The organism is Sphingomonas sp. EU05-FHT14C10, assembly GCF_058790595.1.
This window is the reverse complement of record NZ_JBYTEN010000034.1, coordinates 1-13,524: the sequence shown is the minus strand read 5'-3', so window position 1 is coordinate 13,524 and position 13,524 is coordinate 1. Positions and strand designations below refer to the sequence as shown.

General features: G+C 65.6%; 16 protein-coding genes and 1 pseudogene. 10 read left to right on the top strand and 7 right to left on the bottom strand.

All coding sequences use genetic code 11. The features are described 5' to 3' along the window. Nucleotides 1-302 (top strand): annotated as a pseudogene (locus tag AC3WT0_RS19375) (IS630 family transposase); the annotation flags it as partial. Nucleotides 303-804: 502 nt separating this feature from the next. Further along, complete coding sequence (locus AC3WT0_RS19370; RefSeq protein ID WP_066548318.1) at nucleotides 805-1,683, top strand: replication initiation protein; 879 nt, start codon at nucleotides 805-807, stop codon at nucleotides 1,681-1,683. 59 nt (nucleotides 1,684-1,742) lie between these two features. Here AC3WT0_RS19370 and AC3WT0_RS19365 read toward each other — a convergent pair whose 3' ends face one another. Both AC3WT0_RS19365 and AC3WT0_RS19360 read right to left on the bottom strand, forming a co-directional pair. Next, nucleotides 1,743-2,024 (bottom strand): ribbon-helix-helix domain-containing protein, encoded by a 282-nt coding sequence (locus tag AC3WT0_RS19365; RefSeq protein ID WP_196490168.1) that lies wholly within the window; start codon nucleotides 2,022-2,024, stop codon nucleotides 1,743-1,745. Then, nucleotides 2,024-2,659: a nucleotide-binding protein gene (locus tag AC3WT0_RS19360; RefSeq protein ID WP_066212949.1), complete on the bottom strand. Its 636-nt coding sequence runs from the start codon at nucleotides 2,657-2,659 to the stop codon at nucleotides 2,024-2,026. The genes AC3WT0_RS19365 and AC3WT0_RS19360 overlap by 1 nt, the downstream gene beginning before the upstream one ends. Before the next feature lie 236 nt (nucleotides 2,660-2,895). On the opposite strand from AC3WT0_RS19360, the gene AC3WT0_RS19355 reads away from it, so the two are divergent. Continuing rightward, a complete protein-coding gene (locus tag AC3WT0_RS19355) occupies nucleotides 2,896-3,276 on the top strand; it encodes a type II toxin-antitoxin system RelE/ParE family toxin (protein WP_066212947.1) in 381 nt (126 codons plus the stop codon). Next, nucleotides 3,260-3,589, top strand: a complete 330-nt coding sequence (locus AC3WT0_RS19350) for a helix-turn-helix domain-containing protein (RefSeq protein ID WP_066212942.1) — start codon at nucleotides 3,260-3,262, stop codon at nucleotides 3,587-3,589. The genes AC3WT0_RS19355 and AC3WT0_RS19350 overlap by 17 nt, the downstream gene beginning before the upstream one ends. Before the next feature lie 66 nt (nucleotides 3,590-3,655). On the opposite strand, the gene AC3WT0_RS19345 is transcribed toward AC3WT0_RS19350, so the two are convergent. Further along, on the bottom strand, nucleotides 3,656-3,829 hold the full coding sequence (locus AC3WT0_RS19345; protein ID WP_155647032.1) for a ribbon-helix-helix domain-containing protein: 174 nt from the start codon (nucleotides 3,827-3,829) through the stop codon (nucleotides 3,656-3,658). 117 nt (nucleotides 3,830-3,946) lie between these two features. Here AC3WT0_RS19345 and AC3WT0_RS19340 point away from each other — a divergent pair, with 117 nt between their 5' ends. Then, nucleotides 3,947-4,399 carry a hypothetical protein gene (locus AC3WT0_RS19340; RefSeq protein WP_066212939.1) on the top strand — a complete coding sequence of 151 codons (453 nt, stop codon included), beginning with the start codon at nucleotides 3,947-3,949 and terminating at the stop codon, nucleotides 4,397-4,399. 112 nt (nucleotides 4,400-4,511) lie between these two features. On the opposite strand, the gene AC3WT0_RS19335 is transcribed toward AC3WT0_RS19340, so the two are convergent. Both AC3WT0_RS19335 and AC3WT0_RS19330 read right to left on the bottom strand, forming a co-directional pair. Then, nucleotides 4,512-5,087, bottom strand: a complete 576-nt coding sequence (locus AC3WT0_RS19335) for a recombinase family protein (RefSeq protein ID WP_066212936.1) — start codon at nucleotides 5,085-5,087, stop codon at nucleotides 4,512-4,514. Nucleotides 5,088-5,271: 184 nt separating this feature from the next. Next, nucleotides 5,272-5,625, bottom strand: a complete 354-nt coding sequence (locus AC3WT0_RS19330; protein ID WP_066548713.1) for a hypothetical protein — start codon at nucleotides 5,623-5,625, stop codon at nucleotides 5,272-5,274. A 267-nt stretch (nucleotides 5,626-5,892) separates the two neighbouring features. Between AC3WT0_RS19330 and AC3WT0_RS19325 the strand changes: the two genes are divergently transcribed. Together AC3WT0_RS19325 and AC3WT0_RS19320 are read left to right on the top strand one after the other, a co-directional pair. Further along, complete coding sequence (locus AC3WT0_RS19325) at nucleotides 5,893-7,503, top strand: TolC family protein (RefSeq protein ID WP_066548711.1); 1,611 nt, start codon at nucleotides 5,893-5,895, stop codon at nucleotides 7,501-7,503. Nucleotides 7,504-7,592: 89 nt separating this feature from the next. Further along, complete coding sequence (locus AC3WT0_RS19320) at nucleotides 7,593-8,852, top strand: multicopper oxidase family protein (RefSeq protein ID WP_155647033.1); 1,260 nt, start codon at nucleotides 7,593-7,595, stop codon at nucleotides 8,850-8,852. A 26-nt stretch (nucleotides 8,853-8,878) separates the two neighbouring features. Here AC3WT0_RS19320 and AC3WT0_RS19315 read toward each other — a convergent pair whose 3' ends face one another. Together AC3WT0_RS19315 and traA are read right to left on the bottom strand one after the other, a co-directional pair. Beyond that, on the bottom strand, nucleotides 8,879-9,592 hold the full coding sequence (locus AC3WT0_RS19315; RefSeq protein ID WP_063976193.1) for a DUF6118 family protein: 714 nt from the start codon (nucleotides 9,590-9,592) through the stop codon (nucleotides 8,879-8,881). Between the two features lie 9 nt (nucleotides 9,593-9,601). Next, on the bottom strand, nucleotides 9,602-12,529 hold the full coding sequence (gene traA, locus AC3WT0_RS19310) for a Ti-type conjugative transfer relaxase TraA (protein ID WP_066212928.1): 2,928 nt from the start codon (nucleotides 12,527-12,529) through the stop codon (nucleotides 9,602-9,604). Nucleotides 12,530-12,704: 175 nt separating this feature from the next. Between traA and AC3WT0_RS19305 the strand changes: the two genes are divergently transcribed. The 3 genes from AC3WT0_RS19305 to AC3WT0_RS19295 all read left to right on the top strand — a co-directional run. Continuing rightward, the gene (locus AC3WT0_RS19305) at nucleotides 12,705-13,034 is read left to right on the top strand and encodes a conjugal transfer protein TraD (RefSeq protein ID WP_066212924.1); all 330 of its coding nucleotides are present in this window, start codon (nucleotides 12,705-12,707) and stop codon (nucleotides 13,032-13,034) included. Between the two features lie 13 nt (nucleotides 13,035-13,047). Beyond that, complete coding sequence (locus AC3WT0_RS19300; RefSeq protein ID WP_066212920.1) at nucleotides 13,048-13,272, top strand: conjugal transfer protein TraD; 225 nt, start codon at nucleotides 13,048-13,050, stop codon at nucleotides 13,270-13,272. Further along, nucleotides 13,269-13,524: hypothetical protein (locus AC3WT0_RS19295; RefSeq protein WP_492755051.1), on the top strand; the 256-nt coding region annotated here is incomplete at its 3' end. The genes AC3WT0_RS19300 and AC3WT0_RS19295, both read left to right, overlap by 4 nt.

Genomic DNA, 13,524 nt, shown 5'->3' with positions numbered 1-13,524 from the left:
TGCCCGTTCTATGTCCTGACCCCAACATGACGCGGACCCACGGCCGAAGCCCGCGCGGGGAGCGCCTGCTGGCCAAGGTGCCGCACGGCCGCTGGCGCACACTGACTTTCATCGCCGCCCTGCGGCACGACCGCATCACCGCCCCGATCGAGCAGATGTTCTCCAAGCTCAAAACGCTGCTGCGCAAAGCCGATGAGCGATCCGTAGAGGCAACCTGGAGGCGGATCGGATCCCTGCTCGACTACTTCACACCCGACGAATGCCGAAACTATCTCGTCAACTCCGGATACGCTTCAACGTGATCCGGTCATGCTCTAGCCCTAAATCCTGCCCTCTTCTTCCCGCTTAGCCTGCGCCGCTCTGGTGACGGCGTAGCCGGCACGCAACAAATAGCGCATCGGCCGTTAGGCCGATTCCGTCGTTGTATCCTGACGCTGGTTATCCACAGACTGGCCTACCCCAAAGCTCACCTTTCGCGGTTCAGATTCTCTAATTCTTCTGATTCAAGATTCAGGGCGCTGAAAGGCCCGGATTTCTGCGGAAAAACGACTTCAACGGTGAGCGTTGGGGTCGAGTCGCGTGAGTTTCGGGGTAGCGTGCGGTGAGTTTTAGGGTCGGTAAAGGTGAGTGTTCGGGCCGGGTCCGGTGAGCTTCGGGGTAGCCGGGCAACCGGGTCGGCGGTGACGGTGAGTTTTGGGGTAGCCCCCTCACCGTTTCCATCGGGGAGCCGGAACATTTGCCTGGCTCACTTTTCGCGGTTAGGGTGAGTCGATAAGCCCCTCTTGCTCACCGTTGGTCAAGCCTATGTCCCAACCTGCCGTGGTCGATATGTCCTTCCGCACGCTGGCGCAAAAGGGGCGCGGAAATCCCTTTGATCCCGCCAATTACGGGGAAATCGTCAAGCCCGGCGAGCTGGTCGATATCGTCGAGCTAAGCCCCCTCACCCTCGCTGATCGCCGTATCTACAACCTGCTCATCGCCAATGCCTGGGAGCGTATTGGCGAGCCGATCATCCATCGCATTGCGAAGTCGGGACTGAAAGGGACGCACCAGGGCAACGAGCGCGTGGAAAGCTCGCTGCTACGTCTCATGGGCACTATCGCGATCGTCACGATCCGCAAGGACGGCAAGAGCTACAAGCGCCGCGTCCAGCTCCTCGGCCCCAGCGATGAAAGCCTCGAAAAGGACGGCTTCCTTCACTACCGCATCCCCGAAGAATTGATCGAGATACTGCGGAACAGTCAGGTCTATGCCCGTCTCAAGACGCAGGTAATGTATTGCTTTGAGTCGAAATACGCCCTCTGCCTCTATGAAATGATCGAGCGTCGCATCGGTTTGGAATACAAGCAGAAAGAGGAGTTCACGATCGAGGAGGTGCGCGGCCTGCTCAACGTCCCCGAGGGGAAACTTGAGCGCTTCGCCGATCTGAACAAATACTGCCTCAAGGTCGCTGTCGAGGAAATCAACAAGCTCTGCCCCTTCTATGTCGATTTCACGCCGATCAAGAACGGGCGCAAGGTCGAACGGGTGGCGCTCCACTGGTTCCCGAAAACGTCCAGCGGTAAGCGCGACGCACAGAACCTGATCGACCAACACAGCATCGTGCGACGCGCTAAGCTGCGTGGCGGGATTCCCGAGCTGCCCGTGCTGGTGGATTTCAGCACGCCCGCCGCGCAAAGGTGAGGCGCTGCCCCAAAACTCACTTTTCGATGATGCAAGTATAGCAGTATATTTGTATACTCCTATACGCTACGTGCGACGCGGCCCCTGCCCTTCTTCACGAAAAGATCGTCCAGCGCCTCACCTAGCAGGCTCTGCACCGTCGTTCCCTCCTCGGCCGCAAGAATACGGAGCTGCGTGCTGACCTCGGGAGCGAAATGTCCCCCTATCAGCTTGGTCCCCTGCCGCCCGGCCTGCGCGGGTCTGGCGGGGATTGGCGCAACGGTCGGGACGGGCGTCGCCGACGTGTCACCGCCGGCCTTGGCCCGGTCGAGCATCGCCTGGAGCGTGTTGCCCTTCGCCATCACGCCACCTCCGCCTTATCGTATAGGCGTATAACCGTATACTCGTATAGGCGGTTGATTTCCGCTGCGGCCGGGCCGTTCGGCTCGAACTCCTGCACTGCCTGGCCTGTGGCCTGCGCGCGGAAGAACGCCTTGCGGTTGCCGATCGTCACCGGACAGACCGCCGCGCCCAGCTCCTCGACTGCTTTCATCGCATCGCCCGTCTCCTGTCCTTGGGGCGGGACGAATGTCAGCACGACGGCGAAGGCGCGATCGAGCTGCCGCACCACGTCCAACGTGTGCGTCATGCTCATTGTATCGAACACCGCCGTCTTCGTCGGCACGAGGATGAAGTCGGCGTGCCGTGCGGCCTCATAGGCAACATCACGCGCGACGGCCGCGCCATCGATCACCACAAGGTCCGTGCCGGCGTCGGCACAGGCCTTGAGCATCGCCGCGAGCCGCACCGGCTGGATCGAGGCGACGGCGGGCGTGTCAAGCTGGCGCACATCTTTCCAGAACGATGCTGTCGCCTGCGGGTCTAGGTCGATGATCGCGGTTTCCTTGCCTGCCTGCTCGGCCGCCACGGCAAGGCACGTCGCCAGCGTCGTTTTTCCGACGCCGCCTTTCTGCGACAGGATGGCGAGAACCTTCATGCTACACTCCTACAGGTATAGATTTATACTTGTATACAGATATGCAGCGTGGAATGAAAGGGGATCACGACTTACCCCGCCAGTGGATCGTCACCGACAGGCCGAGACCGCTCGCGGACTCGGGGAGCGAAGCGGGTAGGAGCCACGGTGCCGCGAAGCGGTAGGCGCACCATCGCTTAAGCGGGTTGAAAGTGTCTGCCTGTGTGCTATAGTTCTAGGTATTATAGGACGATGCCGTGCGGATTTTCAAAACCAAATGGGTCGCGCGGTTCGTCCGACGTGAACGAATTAGTGACGCGGATTTGAAGGAGGCGATCGAGCGAGCCGAGCGTGGGCTTATCGACGCCGATCTGGGTGGCGGCCTCATCAAGCAGCGCGTCGCGCGACCAGGGCAGGGACGATCGGGCGGGTTTCGCATGATCGTGGCCTATCGGACGGAGGATCGGGCGTTTTTCCTCTACGGCTTTGCCAAGAGCGAGCGGGAGAACATCGATGACGACGAATTGCAGACCTTGCGGGACATCGCCGCCGAGTTCCTGGCGAACGACGACACCGCCCTTGATGAAGCCGTGAGCATCGGCAAGCTACAGGAGATTGAGAATGGCGAAGACGCTTAGCACGCTGACCGAGGCGCTCCTCGAGACGGCCGACGACATGCACAGCGTTGGTCTGATGGGCGATGACACCTATCGGAAGATCACCGTCCGCCACCTGGGGCCGGATGCGCCGCCTACGGCCGCGCCGATCACGCCCGATGAAATTCGCGGCGTGCGCGAAGAGGCGCATTTGAGTCAGGCCGCGCTCGCCAAATACCTGAACCTTACGACGGGTTATGTTTCGCAGCTCGAACGGGGCACCAAGCAAGCCAAGGGACCGGCGCTCGCGCTGCTGAATGTCATCCGCCGCAAGGGCATCGAAGTGGTTCAGTGATGGATAAACGAACGGAACAGCGTGGCCGGGCTGCAAAGCCAGCGGGATAGAGGCAGCCCGGACGCGCTATGATAGGGAAGGGGGGAGACGCCCGCCTTCTCGCTCGGCGGATTGACGCGTCGCCGCAACGGCCTCATCGATCAGGGCTTCCAGCTTCGCCGGCGACAAGTCCGCGAATTTGGCGCGCACTTCTTCAACGGTTCGATCAAACGCCCGCCACTTGCGGGTGAGAGTCGTCATAGAACCTCCCAAGCAAAACCTACGTGCAGGATCACATGATAGGCGCTTGCCGCTGGATAGATAAATACAGCGAATTTTCTGCTTTCGTTCCGCTCGGTCGTGACTCATAGAATCGTCATGCCGATCGCGCGCGAACATCGCTGGCTTTACCCGATCGACTGGCGCGAGCTGTCGGCCTTTATCCGCTTCGGCCGCGCCAAGGGGCGCTGCGAGCATTGCCGTCGCCCGCACGGCCGCTACGTGCTGCATCTCGGCGATGGGGTGTGGTGGGACGAGGACGCCGCACGCTGGCGCGACGGGCAGGGCAGGGGGGTTCGCCGTCTGCCCGCACCGATGGAGCTGGCACGCGCGCAACCGGGCTTCGCCGGCATCGACCCGCCCGCCTCGCTGCGGGTCACGCGCGTCGTGCTCGCCAGCGCGCACCTGAACCACGATCCCGGCGACAACCGACCGCGCAACCTCGCTGCGCTCTGCCAGCGGTGCCATATGCGCCACGACGCTGGCGAGCATCGCCGGCGCCGCCGGCGCAACGCCTTCCGGGTGCGCGCGATCGGCGACCTGTTCGCCTGATCGACGATCCCCTGCCTGCCTGCCTGCCTGCCTGCCTGCCTGCCGGGCCGTGGGCCAAGCCCCAAGGGTTGGGTGGGTGGAAGAAAGACGCGGCCGACAATGACGGCCTCCATTACACCTGCGCGACCACCGAGCTGCGCCCACCCGGTATGTGCCGGTAGAGCGTCGACGGCTGCACCCCGAGCTGCGCTGCCACCTCCTCGACGGCGATGGTCGGGTCTGCGAGCATCGCCTTGGCGCGCTTGATCTCCGCCGGTCCCATCGCCGGCTTGCGCCCGCCGCGTCGCCCCAACGCCTTCGCCTGGGCAAGTCCGGCGTGGGTGCGCTCTAGCGTCAGCTCGCGCTCGAACTCGGCGACGGCCGCGAAGACGTGGAAAACGAGCCGCCCGCCGGGGCTGGTGGTGTCGATGGCCTGGGTGAGCACGCGAAGGCCAATCTCGCGCTTGGCGAGATCTTCGGCCGTCTCCACGAGCTGCCGGACGGAGCGCGCCAGCCGGTCGAGCTTCCACACCACAAGGGAATCACCGGCGCGGATGTAATCTAGCGCGGCCCTCAATTCCGGTCGATCGCGCTGCGCGCCCGATGCCTTTTCGGTGAACACGCGTTCGCACCCGGCCGCATGGAGCGCGTCGATTTGTAGGGCAGGGGACTGATCCCTGGTGGAAACACGGGCGTAACCGACGAGCAAGGGCGTTCTCCGAGAACTCGACGCGAACTAGCCCGATTTCGAAGAAGGAAACAAGGTACGGTTTCGAGAGGCGAAATGGCCGCTGCGCGGCTGCTCACGCGTGTTGCACCAGCGTCCCCGGCAATCGTTCGTTTACGAGAGATTGAAGACATTACCAGACGTTTTAACTGTCGGGTAAATCCCCTTAGAGACCCTGTTCAGCCGTCATCGCCGCCCCGCCAGCCCGAGCCATCATGGTTGGGGTCGGCACCCAGACTTGGCGGGAGACCGGTGTCCCGCGCGGTCCCGGCGAAACGGTGACGCGCCACTCAAAATGTCCCGCAACCTCCGAACGGTCGGCCGCCGCTTGCACCTCCGAAGGCGTCGACGATATCCATACCCGCCGCGGCGCGACAATCGGTGCCCGCGGCCCCGGTCGCTGATTGACGATGCGCCATTCGTAATGTCCGGCGCCCGACATTGTGGTGGCGGCCTGGGCGTTGGTCATGCCGACGATAGCGGCGATCCCCGCAAAGGCGGCGGCGAGATAACGATTCATGGGCTTGGTCCTTCAATCTGAGCGTTGTTGCCAAAGCATATGTGCTGGCTGGCAGTCCGCGCATTTTGCCCGCTTGGTTACAAGTTGGGCGATCACGCACTGCTGCATCGGAAATTGCTGAAGATCGGCGGCGCGTGAGGGCGTAACGGTTGAGCCGCGTATAACGAATGTAGTTGCAGCATCTCGGAACGAGGGGGGAATCTACTCAATGGCGTCTTCCAATCAGCGGAATGCATGGTGAATCCCTCGCACAGTCGGCTGAGGCCGATGCCCCCGCGCATCATCATCCTGGCCGTGACGACCGTGCTTGCGGGTTGCACGACCTTCGATCCGGGCAGGGATCATGTGGCGATCGAGAAGTTGCTTGCGGATCGCGGCGCGCCGTCGCTGGGCTGGGAGCAAAACGACCAGGGCGAACAGGAGACACAGGCCCAGCAATCGGTCGCCGCCCAACCGATGACGGCGGATTTGGCCGTCAAGACTGCCATGCTCAGGAGTCCGCGCCTCCAGCAGATTTATGGCGAGCTCGGACTGGCTCGGGCCGATGTTCTCGACGCCGTCCAGGTCGCCAATCCGCGCATCAGCCTGTCGAGCCTGGCGCTCGCGGGCGGGCCGGGATCGCAATTCGTGTTCGGCGTCGCCGAGCCTCTGGTCGATTTGTTGACCTTGCCAGCCAAGGCGCGGCTCGCCCGTCTCGACTACGAACGCGCCCGGTACGAGGTGGCGGCGTCGATCCTGGGCGTCAGTCTCGACGTCGAGGCGGCGTGGTATCGCTATGTCGGAGCGCAGCAGGTTGCCGAGATGCGGGCGGCGGTCGCGGATGGCTTGCAGGTTTCGGCAGACCTCGCCCAGCGCTTTTACGACGCGGGCAACATCACGGAATTGCAGCTCAACCGCGAAAAGGCCGCCGCCAGCCAGGCGCGTATCGAGGCGACCCGCGCCGCCGTCGCCGGCAAGATGGCGCGTCTCGAACTCAACAATGCGATCGGATTGCGGGGAGCGGAGGCGGATTGGAAAAGCGACACCGTGCTGCCGCTGCCCCTCGCCCACGAGGATGACGTAAGCGAGTTGCAACGCCTCGCGCAGTCGAGCAGCCTGGAATTGCTCGCCGCGCAGAAGGGCGCTGTCGTCGCCGCCGGGGCGGCGCGGATCACGCGCAGCTTCCGCCTCCTTGGGGCCACCACGGTCGGTTACGACCGCGAGCGCGAGGTCGACCGCTCGGTCATCCGGGGACCGACGCTCGACATCGAGCTGCCGATCTTTAACCAAGGCGGAGCTCGGGTCGCACGAACCGAAGCGCGTCTACGGATCGCGCGCGCGCGCCTGGCGCAACTTGCGCTCGCGTCCGGGAATGCGGTTGGGCTGGGCGCGGAACGCGTACGCGTGCTCAGCGAAGTGGTGGGCCTGTATCGCACGGCCTTGGTGCCGCAGCGTGAAATCGTGACCCGTCAAAGCCAGCTCGAACAGAATTTCGCGCTGATCGGCGAGTTCGAGGTGCTTCAGGCCAAGGCGCAGGAATACGAAGCCTATCAAGGGTTCCTCGAAGCGGTTCGGGATTACTGGCTCGCGCGCGTCGATCTGATGCGTTTGGTGGGGAACAGGCTGCCGAGTGATGCGGAAGCCAGGCAGAACACGCCGACCGTTTCCGAGATACTGACGCCGCCTGCCGCCCCGGCGATGGATCACTCGATGCATGGCGGCCACCATGGCGGGGGAGCGCCGCCGCCGGCAGGTCCGGCACCGTCTGGGTCGCCCGCGCCGCCTCCGGCCATGCCTGGGATGGTTCACGATCATGTGCCAACGCCGGACGCCAGCCCTCCTCCTTCGCCACCGCCCGCTCCGACGCCTGAACACCAACATCATGGAGCCGGCCAATGACCATCCATCGTCGTGACATCCTCAAGACGGGTGCCGCCGCAGCACTGGGGTCAGCGTTGACCGCGCGTGCCGCCGCACAGGATCATTCCATGCATGGCGGCATGGCGATGGGCCCGATGCCCATGCCGGCGGCCGAGCCTGTGGGCGTGGCGCCCGCCGTGCCGCGCGATCCGCGCTACGTGCCCGTCCGCACGCTCAACGGCTGGACGCTGCCGTGGCGGTTGAATGCCGGGGTCAAGGAGTTCCACCTTGTCGCCGAAGAGGTAAAGCATGAATTCGCGCCCGGATCGAAGGCAACCTGCTGGGGCTACAACGGTGGCACGCCCGGGCCGACCATCGAGGCCGTGGAAGGCGACCGGGTAAGGATTTTCGTCACCAACCGGCTGGGCGAGCATACGTCCGTCCACTGGCATGGGCTGATCCTTCCCTCCGGCATGGATGGCGTCGGCGGGATGACCCAGCCGCACATTCAGCCCGGCGAAACCTATGTCTACGAGTTCACGCTGCGCCAGCACGGCACGCATATGTATCATCCGCACGCCGACGAGATGACCCAGATGGCCTATGGCATGATGGGCCTGTTCATCATCCATCCGCGCGGCGGGGAGATCGTGCCGGTCGATCGCGATTACGCCTTCCTTTTGCACAATTGGGCGCTGAAACCCGGAACCTGGCGCCCGGACCCCTCGATCATGGTCGAGTTCGACCAGTGGACCTTCAACTCCAAGATGTTCCCGGCGATCGATCCGATCGTCGCGCGCACCGGCGAGCGTGTGCGCATCCGGGCCGGCAACCTGTCGATGTGGAACCATCCGATCCACCTTCATGGCGTCGAGTTCGAGGTGACGGGTTCCGATGGCGGGCGCTGGCCGCGCGAGCGCTGGCGGCGGGAGGTCACCGAACTGGTGTCGGTCGGGCAGATGCGCGACATCGAGTTTACCGCGGTCGCCGGCGACTGGGCTTTCCACTGCCATATGGCCCACCACACCATGAACGCGATGGGCCACGGCATCCCCAACCAGACCGGCGTTGATCAATCCGGTGTAGAGGCGCGGATTCGCAAGGTGTCGCCAAATTTCCTGCCGATGATGCGCTACGGCATGGCGGAGCACCAGGAACACACCGACGGCGGACATCAAGGTCCGGTCAACACGACGCCGATGATGGGCGGCAAGGGCCAGTTCGGGAATATGGAAATGGGCGGCATGTTCACGGTCGTGAAGGTGCGCGACGATATCGCGCGGGGCGATTTTACCGATCCCGGCTGGTATCGCCATCCGGCGGGAACGGTCGCAAAACGAGTCAGCGCAGACCCTGACTTCGGTTCTCCGCCGCGCCGTCAAGTGTAGCGGTTACGAAGCCCGGAATTGCACGCCTACTGGTGATTACCGCCAACCTTAATCGTGCATCGCACCGTCTCGCGCGCTCGAACCGCGGCCTTGCTGCACCCCTCGATCGTTTCGCGATTGGCCGTCACGATCCTGTCGCCGGCGACGATCGCGCGGAACGCGGTCGGGCTCGCGCTCTGCATCAAGCGCTGCCCCGCCTCCCAACGCGGCAAGTCTAACGACCGCGCCGCTATGCGCTCGGGCCATTGCCAGCTCGCCGGCGCGACCTCGCGCGCGACCAGGCCGGGCACTATCGCCCATGCGATGATGCCGATCGCGACCCCGCCCAGCCCGAACCATAGCTGCCGATTCTTCTGGTCGGCTCGCGTCCATGCGGACCCGGCGACGGCGCGAAGCTCGGCCATGACGCGGGCCTTGTCCTCGCCCGCCCTGGCGAGCGCTGCCTGATCCTCGCGCCGGGCCGCGTTACCCGCCGCCACGATCCGCTGCGCCATTTGCTCGGGCGTCATCGCCAGCGCCGGACTCCGGGCGATCACGTCGTTGATGACCGCGATCCGGTCGGCCGTGGCGTCCACGCCCTGCTGCATCCGCCCCAACGTCTCGGTATAATCGGGCACGTCGATCGCGCCGCGCTCGGCCGCCAAGCCCTCCACGGCGCGGCGCAACAGCGCCAGCTCGCCACGCATGGCCTCGAAAGCCTCGGCCGCGTCTGCTCCCTGGCTGTCGTCCTCGTCCGCCACCCATCCCCCTTACCGGCTCATGCCACGCTCGCGATCACGCCCGATCGCGACCGACTGCGCCAGTTCCTGCCCGATCGACCGGCCCCGCTCCATGCTCAACGCCAGCTCGGGGGCGCGACGCCGCAACACGGATTCGAGTTGCGGATCGCGGTGCAACCCGCCCGCCATGCTCTCCATGCGCTTCCCCAGCTTCTCCGCGCCGGCACGATCGCCGGCACGCTCCATGCTGGCGCGCGCCTCCTTCATGCCCTGCCACTGCTCCACAAAGCGGCCCGCGCGCTTCTCGGGGTCAATGCGGACCTGGCGCTCCGTCTCCATCGCCTTCGCCGCCCCGCCCGTGTTCCCCTCCGCCGCGTCGCGCGCGAGCCGGGGGTCACGCTCGATCGCGCTGGCAAGGTCACGCGCGGCATGGGGCCGGGTCGCGTCCAACGCCTCGCCGGCGCGGCGCAACGCGCTCTCCTGGTGCGCCAGCACCGGCAACCCCTTCTCCCGCATCCGGCCTATATCGGCCGCGGCGCGCCCATAGCGTTCGATCGCGCGGGCCTGCGAGGGCGCCAGCGGCCGATCGGCCGCGACGCGCTCGGGCGACGTCGTTTTCTCCGACATCGGTTTCGGCCGGAATCCCGCGAACATGCCGCGCGCCTTGTCGCGCACCTTCTCCGCCACTTGGCGCGCGCGTTCCGGGAACCGGATCTCGCCCCATATCTCCCGGCGCTCGGCGAACACGCGAGCCTGGTCCTGCGCGGGGACCGCATAGTCGCCGGCCATGTCCTTGCTCCGGTCGCGCGACAGGGCGCGGACGAGCTGGCGTTGGTCGGCGAAGTCGTTGCGGCCATAATGGAGCTGCGCCCCGTCGCGGTGCCGCGACATGCCGACATAAGCGCTGTGGCGGTCCATGCCGGGGGTGGCGAGGACATGGGCGCGATCGACGGTCACGCCCTGCGCCTTGTGGAACGTCGCCGCATAGCCATGATCGACATGGGCGTAATCCTTGGCGTCGAACGCGACCTGACGGCCCCCGTCCAGCCGGACGGTCATGCCCTCCGGCGTCACCCGCTCGATCGTGCCAAGCGTGCCGTTCTTCACCCCTAGCGACCGCTCGTTCCGCAGGAACATCAAGCGGTCGCCGCGCGCGAACGCGCGCGTCCCTCGGTCGGCGCTGAACGTCACGTCGTCGCCAAGGTCGCCGGTCGCGCGAAGCCGGCCCCGCGCCTCCTCGTTCAGCTCGCGGACCTCGGCGTTGGTGTGGGTGAGGATGACGCGGGATTTGCCCGGCTCGGCCTGACGCGCGCGATCCCAGCCGTCCACCAGCTCGCCCCGCGCCTGCTCGCGCGTGTCGGCCGCGTGGACCATGCCCTTGCCATCATAGGCGTGGATCGCCTCGCCGGTGCGGCCTGTGGCGAGCGCGCGCGTCGCGTCGCGTTGCCAGTCCTCGCGCTGACGGCGTATCTCGGTGATCTCGGCCGCGCCATGCCGCTCGGTGATGCTGCGGAACGCCGCTCCGGCCTCGATCGCCTGCAACTGCTCGGGGTCGCCTACCATCACGACCTTGGCCCCGGCGTCGCGCGCCTGGCTCAACACACGCTCCATCTGGCGCGAGCCGATCATGCCGGCCTCGTCAACGACCAGCACGTCCCTGGGGCCTAGCTGCTCGCGCCCCTGACCCCATGCGTGTTCAAGGCTGGCGATGGTGCGTGACGCGATGCCTGATCCGCCCTCAAGGTTCTCCGCCGCGATGCCCGACAACGCCGCGCCGCGCACCGTGTAGCCCTGCCCCTCCCACGCCTCGCGCGCGACGCCAAGCATGGCGGATTTGCCGCTGCCGGCGTAGCCGACGACGGACGCCAGCCCTTCGCGCCCGGTGATGTGATCGAAGGCGTCGCGCTGCTCGGCCGACAGGACAAGCCCCTTGGCGCTGGCCGCGCCGATCGCGGCGTCCCGCTGGCGATCGGCGACGCCATGCCCGGCGCGGCCCGCCAGCTCGTCGCCGGCGCTCTCAAGCCGGGCCTCCACCGCGATCATGTCGCGCGACGTGAACCGCTCCTGGTCGCGCCCGTCCCTGCCCAGCGCAATCAGCTCGGGGCTGGAGCGCACCGCCCCCATTACCCGGTCGAACTGATCCTTGCCGTCGCTTTGTCGGAACGCGAACGTCGCAAGGTCGCGGGTGGTGAACGTCGCCTGCTGCCGGGTGATGGCGTCCAGCGCGATCGATGGGTTGGCGATGATCTTCTCGCCATTGTCGCGGGCGATGCGCGTGTGATCCTCGATCCGCTCGGCCTCAAGCCCCTGCTCCGGTCGCCGCGACGCGGCCGGGCCGATTTTGTGCTGCGGCTCAAGCTCGATGCCCTGCGCCTCATAGGAACGGTGATCGATCCGGCCCTCTAGCCCCAGCTCGGCCATGCGTTCGTTGACATGCGCGCTCCACGCCTCGCGCCAGTCCTTCAACAGCTCGGTCGAGTTCCAGTCGCGGTTCTTAGCGCCGAACCCCTCCGGCCCCACGTCACGCATCGCCAGCATGACATGCGCGTGCGGCTTGGGGGTGCCGTCCTTGGCCTTGTCCCAATGCACGTTGAGGTCCGCGACCATGCCGCGATCGACAAACTGTTTCTTCACGAAGTCCTTGGCGAGCGCGACGCCCTGCTTCTCGTTCATCTCGCGCGGAATCGAGAACTCCACCTCGCGGGCAAGCTGCGCGTCCTTGCGCTTCTCCCCCGCCTCCACCTCGTTCCACAAGGCCGCGCGATCGTTTAAACGCTCCGGCGCGCCCTCTGGCAACATCACCTCGGAGTGGATGACGCCCGCCTTGTTGCTGAAATCGTGGTTACGGTTGAAGCGATCGTCATGCAGCTCGGACGCGGACCGATAGGCGGCACTCGCCACCGCGCTCGCGCCGGTCTGGCGACTGATGACCTTGGCGGAAAAATGGTAGATCGCCATGACGCTTGGCTTATTACACTTCTGAGCGCACGTCGGCAACGACGTATAAGCGCGCACTCACAATCCGCTACGCTCCTCGTGATTGACTTGGTGCCGCTTTTCCTGCCGTTCGTGCTTTACCCCAATGCCGGGTCCGCTAAGGTGTCTCTGGTTGATGCGCGGAAGGGTGAGGGCGATGCGGAAGGTGCGCGATTACGACGCCGAACTGAAGGCGCTCGGCGACAAGGCCCGCGCGCTAAAGGCGAAGCGGGTTGAACAGCTCGGCCAGCTCGTCGCCGCCACGGGGGCCGATGCGCTCGATGCCGAGACGCTGGCCGGGGTGCTCCTCGATGCGATCGGGTCGAAGGATACCAGCGCGAAGGAGGCATGGCGTGCGAAGGGCGCTGCCTTCTTTCAGCGGCGCGGGCGGAAAGGTGGCGGCGCTGCTGCGATCGACGGATCGGGCGCTCAAGCTGAACCGGGCGGCGACGCTGCGGGCGGAAGCGGGTCAGCGGCGAACGGATAGCAGGGGCTGGGTCGTGCAACGCCGCGAACGAACGCGCCATCTGATCGAGCTGGGCGGGCTGGTCCAGAAAGCCGGGCTGGTCGAGCTAGCCGACGACGATCGCGCCACGCTCTACGGCGCGCTGCTCGATCTGGCGGGACGTGCGCGTGGCGATGATGCCGGCGACGTGCTGGCGCTGTGGAAGCGGCGCGGCAAGCGCGCGTTCGACGCGGAAGGCGAAGCGAAGGACGAAGCATGAGCGATTTCGATATCGAGGCGATCCGCGCCGAAGTCCGCGCGATGGATTTCGTGCGAGGCACGCCCGCGGAAGTCGCCATGTGGCGGGAGGACATGGCGGAGTCGCGCGCCAACCTCGTGATCGAGGACATGGTCCCGACGCCGAACGATGATGCGTTTTTCGACATGATGCTGGACGAAGGCGTGTCCCCTCCCCTCTTCATCGACGAGACCTGGGCCAAGACCAACATGGGGTCGGTACACAGAACGGACC

Coding starts and splice junctions, on each gene's coding strand:
- AC3WT0_RS19370 (WP_066548318.1), top strand. CDS start 805: ATGTCCCAACCTGCCGTGGTCGATATGTCCTTCCGCACGCTGGCGCAA.
- AC3WT0_RS19365 (WP_196490168.1), bottom strand. CDS start 2,024: ATGGCGAAGGGCAACACGCTCCAGGCGATGCTCGACCGGGCCAAGGCC.
- AC3WT0_RS19360 (WP_066212949.1), bottom strand. CDS start 2,659: ATGAAGGTTCTCGCCATCCTGTCGCAGAAAGGCGGCGTCGGAAAAACG.
- AC3WT0_RS19350 (WP_066212942.1), top strand. CDS start 3,260: ATGGCGAAGACGCTTAGCACGCTGACCGAGGCGCTCCTCGAGACGGCC.
- AC3WT0_RS19345 (WP_155647032.1), bottom strand. CDS start 3,829: ATGACGACTCTCACCCGCAAGTGGCGGGCGTTTGATCGAACCGTTGAA.
- AC3WT0_RS19340 (WP_066212939.1), top strand. CDS start 3,947: ATGCCGATCGCGCGCGAACATCGCTGGCTTTACCCGATCGACTGGCGC.
- AC3WT0_RS19330 (WP_066548713.1), bottom strand. CDS start 5,625: ATGAATCGTTATCTCGCCGCCGCCTTTGCGGGGATCGCCGCTATCGTC.
- AC3WT0_RS19325 (WP_066548711.1), top strand. CDS start 5,893: ATGCCCCCGCGCATCATCATCCTGGCCGTGACGACCGTGCTTGCGGGT.
- AC3WT0_RS19320 (WP_155647033.1), top strand. CDS start 7,593: ATGCATGGCGGCATGGCGATGGGCCCGATGCCCATGCCGGCGGCCGAG.
- traA (WP_066212928.1), bottom strand. CDS start 12,529: ATGGCGATCTACCATTTTTCCGCCAAGGTCATCAGTCGCCAGACCGGC.
- AC3WT0_RS19305 (WP_066212924.1), top strand. CDS start 12,705: ATGCGGAAGGTGCGCGATTACGACGCCGAACTGAAGGCGCTCGGCGAC.